Below are 11,804 nucleotides of genomic sequence, written 5' to 3'. Positions count from 1 at the left end.
ACGAAGACGCTGAGACGGCCGAAGCCGTCAGAGACGAGCAGGTGGATACGTGACGAATCTGATGCCTACAGCCGCCGGCGAGCCCTCCATCGGTGGTGGCCTCGGCGACCAGGTCTACAGCCGGCTGCTCGGCGAACGCATCATCTTCCTGGGCCAGCAGGTCGACGACGACATCGCCAACAAGATCACCGCGCAGATGCTGCTCCTTGCCGCCGACCCGGACAAGGACATCTACCTCTACATCAACAGCCCGGGCGGTTCGGTGACGGCCGGCATGGCGGTCTACGACACCATGCAGTACATCCCGAACGACGTGGTGACGATCGGCATGGGCATGGCCGCCTCCATGGGCCAGTTCCTGCTGACCGGTGGTGCCCCCGGCAAGCGGTTCGCCCTGCCGAACACCGACATCCTCATGCACCAGGGCTCGGCCGGCCTCGGCGGTACCGCCTCGGACATCAAGATCCAGGCCGAGTACCTGCTCCGTACGAAGAAGCGCATGGCCGAGATCACCGCCCAGCACTCCGGCCAGACCATCGAGACGATCATCCGCGACGGCGACCGCGACCGCTGGTTCACCTCCGAAGAGGCCAAGGAGTACGGCCTCATCGACGAGATCATCTCCGCCGCCTCGGGCGTTCCGGGCGGTGGCGGCACCGGCGCCTGAGCCGCACCGCACCAGCCCCCTCCCGAGCCCGCAGAACGCCACCAGGATGGTGAACACCCACATGAGCAACTTCTCCGCCAGCGGTCTCTACACCGGCCCCCGGCCGGACAGCCGCTATGTCGTCCCGCGCTTCGTCGAGCGCACCTCTCAGGGCGTGCGTGAGTACGACCCGTACGCGAAGCTCTTCGAGGAGCGCGTGATCTTCCTCGGCGTGCAGATCGACGACGCCTCCGCGAACGACGTGATGGCGCAGCTGCTGTGCCTGGAGTCGATGGACCCGGACCGGGACATCTCGATCTACATCAACAGCCCCGGTGGCTCCTTCACCGCGCTGACGGCGATCTACGACACGATGCAGTTCGTGAAGCCGGACATCCAGACGGTCTGCATGGGCCAGGCGGCCTCCGCCGCGGCCGTGCTGCTCGCCGCCGGCACGCCCGGCAAGCGGATGGCCCTGCCGCACGCCCGTGTCCTGATCCACCAGCCGTCCTCGCAGACCGGCCGCGAGCAGCTCTCCGACCTGGAGATCGCGGCCAACGAGATCCTGCGGATGCGTGAGCAGCTGGAGGAGATGCTGGCCAAGCACTCCACCACGCCGCTGGACAAGATCCGGGACGACATCGAGCGCGACAAGATCCTCACGGCCGACGGCGCGCTGGCGTACGGCCTCGTCGACCAGATCGTCTCCACCCGTAAGAGCACGGCCGGAGCGGCCGCCTGACCGGTATGACGGCCCTTGGCGCGGTACACGACAATGGGTGAACCGCGCCAAGGGGGGCCCGAACCAAGGGCCAGGCAAGGTACCGTCGAATATGAGGCACCAGGAGCCGGCTGAACCAAGCCGCTCCCAGGCGATTGGGGAAGCACCTCGTGGCACGCATCGGTGATGGCGGCGACCTGCTCAAGTGCTCGTTCTGCGGAAAGAGCCAGAAGCAGGTGAAGAAGCTCATCGCAGGCCCCGGGGTGTACATCTGCGACGAGTGCATCGACCTCTGCAACGAGATCATCGAAGAGGAGCTCGCCGAGACCTCCGAGGTGCGGTGGGAGGAGCTGCCCAAGCCGCGCGAGATCTACGAGTTCCTCGAGGGGTACGTCGTCGGGCAGGAGCCCGCGAAGAAGGCCCTCTCGGTCGCGGTGTACAACCACTACAAGCGGGTCCAGGCCGGCGAGAACGGCGGAGCGCAGGGCCGGGACGACGCGATCGAGCTCGCCAAGTCCAACATCCTTCTGCTGGGCCCCACGGGCTCCGGCAAGACGCTCCTCGCCCAGACCCTCGCCCGCATGCTGAACGTCCCGTTCGCCATCGCCGACGCGACGGCGCTCACGGAGGCCGGCTATGTCGGCGAGGACGTGGAGAACATCCTGCTCAAGCTGATCCAGGCGGCCGACTACGACGTCAAGAAGGCCGAGACCGGGATCATCTACATCGACGAGATCGACAAGGTCGCCCGTAAGAGCGAGAATCCGTCGATCACCCGGGACGTCTCCGGCGAGGGCGTGCAGCAGGCCCTCCTCAAGATCCTTGAGGGAACCACCGCCTCGGTCCCCCCGCAGGGCGGCCGCAAGCACCCGCACCAGGAGTTCATCCAGATCGACACGACGAACGTGCTCTTCATCGTGGGCGGCGCCTTCGCCGGCCTCGAGAAGATCATCGAGTCGCGCGCGGGAGCGAAGGGCATCGGCTTCGGCGCGACGATCCGCTCCAAGCGCGAGATCGAGGCGAGCGACCAGTTCCAGGAGGTCATGCCGGAGGACCTGGTCAAGTTCGGCATGATCCCCGAGTTCATCGGCCGTCTTCCCGTCATCACGTCGGTCCACAACCTGGACCGCGAAGCCCTTCTCAAGATCCTCGTCGAGCCGCGGAACGCGCTGGTCAAGCAGTACCAGCGGCTGTTCGAACTCGACGGTGTCGAGCTGGACTTCGACCTCCCGGCCCTGGAGGCCATCGCCGACCAGGCCATTCTCCGCGGCACCGGCGCGCGCGGCCTGCGCGCGATCATGGAGGAGGTCCTGATGTCGGTGATGTACGAGGTCCCGTCCCGCAAGGACGTGGCCCGTGTGGTCATCACCGAGGACGTCGTCCACAACAACGTCAACCCGACGCTGGTCCCGAGGATCGTCAAGGACGAGGGGAACGGCCGTCACGAGAAGTCGGCGTAGCCGCAACCCAACGCCGAAGGGGCGCCCGGTCACTTGACCGGGCGCCCCTTCGGCGTGACGCGTGACGCGTGACGCGTGACGTATGGCGCGTGACGTACGAAGCGCGCCGTCAGACCTTGACGCGGACCTCGTTGCGAACCTGCGCCGCGATCGACGCCGTCTCGTCGATCCCCTTCCCGGCGCCCTTGTCCTGCGCCAGTACCACCGCGATGGTGCTGTAGTCCGCCCAGACGCACATCGCCTGCGAGACCTGCTGCTTCGTTTCGGTGCTGGTGCCTTCGATCATCTGGCACTTCATCAGCGCCCCGTCGAGTCCGTCGGGCTCGACGGACTCGGGCGAACCGACGAAGGCGGGCGCCTTACCGGACGACGCACCGTCCTTCTCGGCCTCGGCCTTCATGGCCGCGAAGAACGTGTCCAGAGCCCTCTCCGGATCGGAGATCTTGCCGAATAGGCCGTTGTAGGAGAGCGTCTTGGACTGCTGGATCTTGGCGAAGGAGTCCGGGTCGGCCGGATCCAGCTTGGTGGGATCGATGACCGTGTAGCCGGTTCCGACCGACATCGCGTCGGTCACCCCCGCGACCGTGAGCTGCTTGGCCAGGTCGTCGTCCGCCTTCGCGGGCTTCTGGTCCTGGCCCATGCGGTTGTAGTCCTTGAGCAGCTTCGCCGGCGTCGTCAGCTTGTGCGGACCGTCGTCCTCGAGGCCGCCACCGCTGCCCAGCAGGAAGTATCCGCCGCCGGCGAGGACCGCCACGGCCGCGACCGCGGCGCCGACGATCAGACCCGTCTTCTTCTTCGGCGCGGGCGGCGGGGGCGGGTAGCCGCCCGGCTGCTGTGCACCGTACTGGGGCTGCCGGCCGTAAGGAGCGGGCTGGCCGGGCTGTTGCGGGTAGCCGTACGGCTGCTGCGGCGGGACGCCCTGCGGCGCCTGCTGCGGGTACCCGTAACCGGGCTGCGGGGCCTGCGGCTGCTGGCCGTAAGGGCCCGGCTGGCCCTGCGGCTGGCCGTAGGGCCCCGGCTGGCCGTACGGTCCGGGCTGCTGCGGCTGCTGCCCGCCGTACGGGCCCGGCTGGTTGTAGCTCATTACGGGTGATCCCCTCGTGATGTTTATGTGTTGCCGACATCCTGGCCCAATCCGCGCCCACGTGGGTGGCGGGGGCTACACCGTTACCGAAGAATCGGGTTTCAGTACGGCACTGTGACACCTCTAAACTGGCCCGGTGACCGAGAAGACTCAGCAGCAGACAGCGCCCCCTTCCGAACTGCCGACCCAGTACGCGCCGGCCGAGGTGGAGAGGCCGCTGTACGAGCGCTGGGTGGAACGGGGTTACTTCGAGGCGGACGCGAAGAGCGACAAGCCTCCCTTCACGGTCGTCATCCCGCCGCCGAACGTCACGGGCAGCCTCCACCTCGGCCACGCCTTCGAGCACACGCTGATCGACGCCCTCACCCGCCGCAAGCGGATGCAGGGTCACGAGACGCTGTGGCAGCCGGGCATGGACCACGCCGGTATCGCCACCCAGAACGTCGTCGAGCGCGAGCTCGGCAAGGAGGGCAAGTCCCGCCACGACCTGGGCCGTGAGGCGTTCATCGAGCGGGTCTGGCAGTGGAAGGGCGAGTCCGGCGGCCAGATCTCCGGCCAGATGCGCCGCCTCGGCGACGGCGTCGCCTGGTCGCGTGAGCGCTTCACCATGGACGAGGGGCTCTCCCAGGCCGTCCAGACCATCTTCAAGAAGCTCTACGACGACGAGCTGATCTACCGCGCCGAGCGCATCATCAACTGGTGCCCCCGCTGTCTGACGGCCATCTCGGACATCGAGGTCGAGTACCAGGACGACGACGGCGAGCTCGTCTCCATGACCTACGGCGAGGGTGACGAGACCATCGTCGTCGCCACCACGCGCGCGGAGACGATGCTCGGTGACACCGCCGTCGCCGTCCACCCCGACGACGAGCGCTACAAGCACCTGGTCGGCAAGCGGATCAAGCTGCCGCTGACGGACCGTACGATCCCGGTCGTGGCTGACACGCACGTCGATCCGGAGTTCGGCACCGGCGCCGTCAAGGTGACGCCCGCGCACGACCCCAACGACTTCGAGATCGGGCAGCGGCACGACCTGCCGTCGATCGCCGTCATGGACGAGCGCGCGGTCATCACCGCTCACGGCCCGTTCGAGGGCCTGGACCGGCTGGAGGCGCGCAGCGCCATCGTCGGCGCACTGCGCGCCGAGGGCCGGATCGTCGCCGAGAAGCGCCCCTACGTCCACTCCGTCGGCCACTGCTCGCGCTGCAAGACCACCATCGAGCCGCGTCTGTCCATGCAGTGGTGGGTCAGGGTCGGTCCGCTGGCGAAGGCCGCCGGCGACGCCGTCCGCGACGGCCGGGTCAAGATCCACCCGCAGGAGATGGAGAAGCGGTACTTCGACTGGGTCGACAACCTCCACGACTGGTGCATCTCGCGCCAGCTGTGGTGGGGCCACCGCATCCCGGTCTGGTACGGCCCGGACGGCGAGATCGTCTGCGTCGGTCCCGATGAGCAGCCGCCCGCGGGCGAGGGCTGGCACCAGGAGACCGACGTCCTCGACACCTGGTTCTCCTCCGGTCTGTGGCCGTTCTCCACGCTCGGCTGGCCCGAGCAGACCGAGAGCCTCGCGAAGTTCTATCCGAACTCCGTCCTGGTCACCGGCTACGACATCCTGTTCTTCTGGGTCGCCCGGATGATGATGTTCGGCCTGTACGCGATGGACGGCACCCCGCCGTTCCACACCATCGCCCTGCACGGCATGGTCCGCGACCAGTTCGGCAAGAAGATGTCCAAGTCCTTCGGCAACGCGGTCAACCCGCTGGACTGGATGGACAAGTACGGTTCCGACGCCCTGCGCTTCACGCTCGCGCGCGGCGCCAACCCGGGCGTCGACGTCCCGATCGGCGAGGACTGGGTCCAGGGCTCGCGCAACTTCGCGAACAAGATCTGGAACGCCACCCGCTTCGCCCTGATGAACGGCGCCACGGTCGAGGGCCCGCTGCCCGCGCCCGAGGCGATGTCGTCCACCGACCGCTGGATCCTGTCGCGGCTGAACACGACGGTCGCGGAGGTCGACGCCCACTACGAGGACTTCCAGTTCGCGAAGCTTTCAGAGGCGCTGTTCCACTTCGCCTGGGACGAGGTCTTCGACTGGTACGTCGAGCTGTCCAAGACGACCTTCTTCGCGGGCGGCGAGCAGGCGAAGGTGTCCGGCCGGGTCCTCGGCGAGGTCCTGGACGTGATGCTGCGACTGCTGCACCCGGTCGTCCCGTTCGTCACCGACACGCTGTGGACGACGCTGACCGGCGGCGAGTCGCTGGTCGTCGCCGACTGGCCCGCCGACAGCGGCTTCCGCGACGAGGCCGCCGAGCGGGAGATCGAGCTGGTCCAGCAGGTCGTCACCGAGGTCCGCCGGTTCCGCAGCGACCAGGGTCTGCAGCCCGGCCAGAAGGTCCCGGCCAGGCTCACCCTGGACGGCACGGCGCTCGCGCCGCACGAGGCCGCGATCCGTCAGCTGCTGCGCCTGCAGCCGGAGGGCGAGGGGTTCCACGCCACCGCGTCGCTCCCGGTCGCAGGCACCACCGTGGCGCTCGACCTGTCGGGCACGATCGACGTCGAGGCGGAGCGCAAGCGTCTGACGAAGGACCTGGGTGCGGCGCAGAAGGAGGTCGCGCAGGCGACCGCCAAGCTCGGCAACGAGGCGTTCCTCGCCAAGGCACCGGATCATGTGGTCGACAAGATCCGGGTCCGGCTCGCCAAGGCCGAGGAGGACATCGCGCGGATCGAGAGCCAGCTCGGCGCTCTGCCCGCGAGCTGACGGCCGGCGGCGGCCGAGGCCCCGGGGACTCCCCGGGGCCTCGGCCGTCCCTGTCGGTACCCGTCCGTAGACTGGACCCGTGAGCGAGCACCCCGATCCCTTCGACGAGTCCGATCCCTTCGACGAGCCGGCAGAGTCCGACGCGTCAGACACCTTCGACAAGATCGTCGACGCAGAGACCGACCGCGACCCCGACCTGGCGGTGATCGAGGCGGGCAGCCGCACGCTGCGTGCCCGGGCCGGGACGCCGCAGGCCGACCATGTGCCCGCCCGGCCCGCGGACCCGGAGGTGGACAAGGCGCTGCGGGAGGTCGAGGCCGATCTGGCGACGCGCTGGGGCGAGACCAAGCTGGAGCCCTCCGTCGCCCGCATCGAGGCGCTGATGGACGTGCTGGGTGAGCCCCAGCGCGCCTACCCGTCGATCCACATCACCGGTACGAACGGCAAGACCTCCACGGCCCGGATGATCGAGGCCCTGCTCTCCGCGTTCGACCTGCGCACCGGCCGGTACACCTCGCCGCATGTGCAGTCGGTCACCGAGCGGATCAGCCTGGACGGCGCGCCCGTCCCCGCGGAGCGGTTCATCGAGACGTACCACGACATCAAGCCGTACGTGGAGATGGTCGACGCGAGCCAGGGCTACCGGCTCTCCTTCTTCGAGGTGCTCACCGGCATGGCGTACGCCGCCTTCGCCGACGCGCCGGTGGACGTGGCCGTCGTCGAGGTCGGGATGGGCGGCAGCTGGGACGCGACGAACGTGATCGACGGCTCGGTGGCCGTGGTCACCCCCATCGACCTCGACCACACCGACCGGCTGGGCTCCACGCCCGCCGAGATCGCCGTGGAGAAGGCCGGGATCATCAAGCAGGGCGCGACGGTCGTGCTGGCGCAGCAGCCGGTGGACGCGGCGCAGGTGATGCTGAAGAAGGCCGTCGAAGTCGACGCGACGGTGGCCCGCGAGGGCATGGAGTTCGGTGTGGCCTCGCGCGAGATCGCGGTCGGCGGGCAGTTGCTGACGCTGCGCGGTCTGGGCGGCGAGTACGACCAGATCTTCCTCCCTCTCTACGGCGCCCACCAGGCGCACAACGCCGCGGTGGCGCTCGCCGCGGTGGAGGCGTTCTTCGGCGTGGGTGCGGGTGAGTCCCGCACGCTGGACGTGGACACGGTCCGCACGGCGTTCGCCGCCGTGTCCACGCCCGGCCGCCTCGAGGTCGTGCGCCGCAGCCCCACCGTCGTGCTGGACGCCGCGCACAACCCGGCGGGCGCGCGGGCCACGGCGGCGGGCATCACGGAGTCGTTCGGCTTCTCGCGCCTCGTCGGCGTGGTGGGGGCCAGCGGCGACAAGGACGTCCGCGGCTTCCTCGAGGCGTTCGAGCCGATCTTCGCGGAGATCGTCGTGACGCAGAACTCCAGTCACCGCGCGATGGACGCGGACGAGCTCGCCGCGATCGCCGTGGAGGTCTTCGGTGACGAGCGGGTGGTCGTCGAACCGCGGCTGGACGACGCGCTGGAGGCGGCGATCACACTCGCCGAGGAGGAGTCCGAGTTCGCCGGCGCGGGTGTGCTGGTGACCGGTTCGGTGATCACGGTCGGCGAGGCCCGGCTGCTGTTGGGGAAGGGCTGACATCGACGTGCGTACGCTCTGCGCATCGACCCTGATCGGTGAGTTCTTCGTGATCGGCTTCGCCGGTCTCGTCGCCATGAAGTCGGACGACGTCTCGATGACGGCGGTTTGGACGGTCTGCGGCGTCCTGATGCTGGTGTCGCTGCTGCTGTGCGGCATGGTCACCCGGCCCGGCGGGATCCAGCTCGGCTGGGTGCTCCAGGTCGCGCTGATCGCCAGTGGTCTCGTGGTTCCGGCGATGTACTTCCTCGGCGTGCTCTTCGGCGGGCTGTGGTGGGCGTCCGTCCACTTCGGCCGCAAGGTCGACGAGGCGAAGGCCAAGTGGGCGGCGCAGGCGGACGCAGGGGCCGAGGCCCCGTAGGCGGGCGGGGGCGTCGGGCCCGGGGCGGGTGACGCCCCGGGCGTCACACCCGGTAACCTCGCCCCAACCGCACACTTCCTGGCCTGCAAGGAGCCGCACACCATGACTCAGCGCACCCTCGTCCTTCTCAAGCCGGACGCCGTCCGTCGCGGACTCGTGGGCGAGGTCATCGGCCGTATCGAACGCAAGGCCGACTGGGAGATCGCCGCGCTGGAGCTGCGGCAGCTGGACCGCGCCACCCTGGAGCAGCACTACGCAGAGCACGTCGGCCGGCCGTTCTACGAGCCGCTGGTGGAGTTCATGCTGTCCGGTCCGGTCGTCGCGATGGTCGTCGACGGTGAGCGTGTCATCGAGGGCGTACGCCGACTGGCGGGTCCGACGGACCCGATCGCCGCCGCTCCCGGGTCCATTCGGGGCGACTTCGGCACAATCGTCCGGGAGAACCTGATCCACGCTTCGGACTCCGAGGAGTCCGCCATTCGGGAACTGAAGCTTTTCTTCCCCGGGCTTTCCTGACAGCGCATCAGCCATATGGCGCTGAACGTCCTTCCGGGCGATCTTTTTCGACCTCCGGGCTCTCGGCGGTGTCGTCCGGAAGGGCCCCGGTCACGGAGCCTCTCCCCGTGACACCGGGCCTGTGGCCACGGGGCGACGCCACTGGACGGATCCCCGCAGACAGCCCGTACAGGGCCTTGCCCCCGGGCGACCGATGGAATTTCGGTCGCCTTTCGGTATACGCAAGGGTATTGCGGGAACGCATCGCCTCAACGCATCGTCACCATTGACAAGAGGTGGACCACCGCGCGGTGTCGCTGCAGGCGGCACTACGATGTAAGCCTCCACGCCACACGCACCCACCTCGCCATCCTGAAAAGCCGTCAACGCTCGATTGGGAAGGCCAGACGCATCCTCATGGGGAACAACATGTCGTTCATCGGCCGTGACATGGCTGTCGACCTCGGGACCGCCAACACGCTGGTGTACGTCAGAGGCCGGGGGATCGTTCTCAACGAGCCGTCCGTCGTCGCCATCAACACCAACACGGGCGGCATTCTCGCGGTCGGCGCCGAGGCGAAGAAGATGATCGGCCGGACGCCGGGCAACATCGTTGCCGTCCGGCCGCTGAAGGACGGCGTGATCGCCGACTTCGAGATCACCGAGCGGATGCTCCGCTACTTCATCCTGAAGATCCACAAGCGCCGGTACCTCGCCCGGCCCCGTGTCGTCGTCTGTGTGCCCTCCGGTATCACGGGCGTCGAGCGCCGCGCGGTCATCGAGGCGTCGACGCAGGCGGGCGCGCGGCAGGTCCACATCATCGAAGAGCCCATGGCCGCCGCCATCGGCTCCGGGCTCCCCGTCCACGAGGCCACCGGCAACATGGTCGTGGACATCGGCGGCGGCACCACGGAGGTCGCCGTGATCTCGCTGGGAGGAATCGTCACGGCACAGTCCATCCGCGTGGCCGGCGACGAGCTGGACAACGCGATCATCCAGCACATCAAGAAGGAGTACTCGCTCCTCCTCGGTGAGCGGACCGCCGAGAACATCAAGATCACCATCGGCTCGGCGTACGAGATGGACAAGGACGAGCACACCGAGATCCGCGGCCGTGACCTGGTGTCCGGTCTGCCCAAGACCGTGGTCATCTCCGCCGCCGAGGTGCGCAAGGCCATCGAGGAGCCGGTCAACGCGATCGTCGACGCGGTGAAGACCACGCTCGACAAGTGCCCGCCCGAGCTGTCCGGCGATGTCATGGACCGCGGGATCGTCCTGACCGGTGGCGGCGCGCTGCTGCGCGGACTGGACGAGCGGCTGCGCCGCGAGACGGGGATGCCGATCCACATCGCGGAGAACCCGCTGGACTCGGTGGCGCTCGGATCCGGCAAGTGCGTCGAGGAATTCGAGGCGCTGCAGCAGGTGCTGGACTCCCAGCCGCGTCGTTAGACGGTCGTACCGGTCGTCGGACGTCTCGGCCATGCGCCGTACGGGGGCCGGTAGGCGCCCACATGGGGTCCTCCCCGCGCCGACGCGGGGGACGGATCGTTGCTCCACCCGACACGACCATTCCTACGAGGAAGGCACGGCCGCCGCACGTGAGGGACACAAAGGAGAGCCGGCTGCTCCTGGTGCTGCTGATCGCCATCGCGTTCGCCTTGATCACGGTGGACATCCGCGGCGGTGAGGACTCGCCGGTCGACGGTGCCCGACAGGCCGCGGCGTCGGTCTTCGGCCCCGTGGAGAACGGTGTCGCGGCGGCCGTCGATCCGATCGGCAACGCGATAGGGGCGGTCCGGGACTCCGGTGACCGCCACGACCGCATCAGGCAGCTCGAGCTGGAGAACGCCCAGCTGAAGCAGCGGCTCGGCAGCGACGCGCGCAAAGAGAGCAGGCTGCGCCAGCTGGACGGCCTGATCAGAACGGCCGCCGCCGGCCAGTACGGCATCAAGGGCGCCGAGGTCATCGCCATAGGAGCGGCCCAGGGCTTCTCCTGGACGGTGACCATCGATATCGGTTCCGACGACGGCGTCCAGCGCGACATGACCGTCATCAACAACGACGGCCTCGTCGGCCGGGTGACCACCGTCGGCCCGCGCACGTCGACCGTGCTCCTCGCCAACGACCCCGACTTCACCGTCGGCACTCGTATGGAGAAGACCGACGAACTGGGCTTCGCCACCGGCCAGGGAGACCGGCCGCTGCTGGTCCAGCTCCTCAACGGCAAGTCGAAGGTCAAGAACGGCGACCGGCTCGTCACCTTCGGCTCGCAGGGCAACAAGCCCTTCGTGCCGGGTGTCCCGGTCGGTGAGGTCGTCCGCGTGGATCCCGCGCGTGGCGACCTCACCCGCAACGTCTATGTGCGTCCGTACGTCGGCTTCAGCAAGCTCGACATCATCGGTGTCGTCGTCCAGGCGCCGCGCACCGATCCGCGCGACACCGTCCTGCCGTCGAAGCCGGTCGCGCCCAGGCCCACACCCACGGTCACGGTGACCGTCACCCCCGGAGCGATCCCGCCCGAGGGCGACGGCCCGGCGCAGGGCGACGGCGAAGCGCAGGACAACGGCGCGGGGCAGGACGGCGGTCTTGATCCGGGCGCGGGTGACGGCGGCGACGCCACAGGCCAGAACGACGACCAGTAGGAGCTGATCCGTC

10 protein-coding genes are annotated in these 11,804 nt (G+C 68.7%); 9 read left to right on the top strand and 1 reads right to left on the bottom strand.

The features are described 5' to 3' along the window. The first annotated feature begins 61 nt into the window (after nucleotides 1-61). The 3 genes from AB0903_RS17425 (at nucleotide 62) to clpX (ending at nucleotide 2,827) form a co-directional block, all read left to right on the top strand. Complete coding sequence (locus AB0903_RS17425) at nucleotides 62-667, top strand: ATP-dependent Clp protease proteolytic subunit (protein ID WP_366703708.1); 606 nt, start codon at nucleotides 62-64, stop codon at nucleotides 665-667. A gap of 46 nt (nucleotides 668-713) precedes the next feature. Next, nucleotides 714-1,388, top strand: a complete 675-nt coding sequence (locus AB0903_RS17420; protein WP_366703603.1) for an ATP-dependent Clp protease proteolytic subunit — start codon at nucleotides 714-716, stop codon at nucleotides 1,386-1,388. 149 nt (nucleotides 1,389-1,537) lie between these two features. Next, nucleotides 1,538-2,827 carry an ATP-dependent Clp protease ATP-binding subunit ClpX gene (gene clpX, locus AB0903_RS17415; RefSeq protein ID WP_264243358.1) on the top strand — a complete coding sequence of 430 codons (1,290 nt, stop codon included), beginning with the start codon at nucleotides 1,538-1,540 and terminating at the stop codon, nucleotides 2,825-2,827. A gap of 109 nt (nucleotides 2,828-2,936) precedes the next feature. On the opposite strand, the gene AB0903_RS17410 is transcribed toward clpX, so the two are convergent. Continuing rightward, a complete protein-coding gene (locus tag AB0903_RS17410; protein ID WP_366703601.1) occupies nucleotides 2,937-3,911 on the bottom strand; it encodes a hypothetical protein in 975 nt (324 codons plus the stop codon). Nucleotides 3,912-4,047: 136 nt separating this feature from the next. Here AB0903_RS17410 and AB0903_RS17405 point away from each other — a divergent pair, with 136 nt between their 5' ends. The 6 genes from AB0903_RS17405 (at nucleotide 4,048) to mreC (ending at nucleotide 11,791) form a co-directional block, all read left to right on the top strand. Further along, a complete protein-coding gene (locus tag AB0903_RS17405; RefSeq protein WP_366703599.1) occupies nucleotides 4,048-6,669 on the top strand; it encodes a valine--tRNA ligase in 2,622 nt (873 codons plus the stop codon). 79 nt (nucleotides 6,670-6,748) lie between these two features. Continuing rightward, complete coding sequence (locus AB0903_RS17400) at nucleotides 6,749-8,293, top strand: folylpolyglutamate synthase/dihydrofolate synthase family protein (RefSeq protein ID WP_366703597.1); 1,545 nt, start codon at nucleotides 6,749-6,751, stop codon at nucleotides 8,291-8,293. A gap of 7 nt (nucleotides 8,294-8,300) precedes the next feature. After that, nucleotides 8,301-8,654: a DUF4233 domain-containing protein gene (locus AB0903_RS17395; protein ID WP_366703595.1), complete on the top strand. Its 354-nt coding sequence runs from the start codon at nucleotides 8,301-8,303 to the stop codon at nucleotides 8,652-8,654. Nucleotides 8,655-8,756: 102 nt separating this feature from the next. Next, entirely contained in the window at nucleotides 8,757-9,170 is a 414-nt protein-coding gene (gene ndk, locus AB0903_RS17390) for a nucleoside-diphosphate kinase (RefSeq protein WP_366703593.1), read from the top strand. A 408-nt stretch (nucleotides 9,171-9,578) separates the two neighbouring features. Further along, on the top strand, nucleotides 9,579-10,598 hold the full coding sequence (locus AB0903_RS17385) for a rod shape-determining protein (RefSeq protein WP_366703706.1): 1,020 nt from the start codon (nucleotides 9,579-9,581) through the stop codon (nucleotides 10,596-10,598). A 149-nt stretch (nucleotides 10,599-10,747) separates the two neighbouring features. Next, nucleotides 10,748-11,791 carry a rod shape-determining protein MreC gene (gene mreC, locus AB0903_RS17380; protein WP_366703591.1) on the top strand — a complete coding sequence of 348 codons (1,044 nt, stop codon included), beginning with the start codon at nucleotides 10,748-10,750 and terminating at the stop codon, nucleotides 11,789-11,791. The last annotated feature ends 13 nt before the right edge of the window (nucleotides 11,792-11,804 follow it).

The organism is Streptomyces sp. NPDC048389 (assembly GCF_040706335.1).
Lineage (GTDB): Bacteria > Actinomycetota > Actinomycetes > Streptomycetales > Streptomycetaceae > Streptomyces.
Note: the sequence above shows the minus strand (reverse complement) of the source record. Positions and strands in the feature narration are given on the sequence as shown.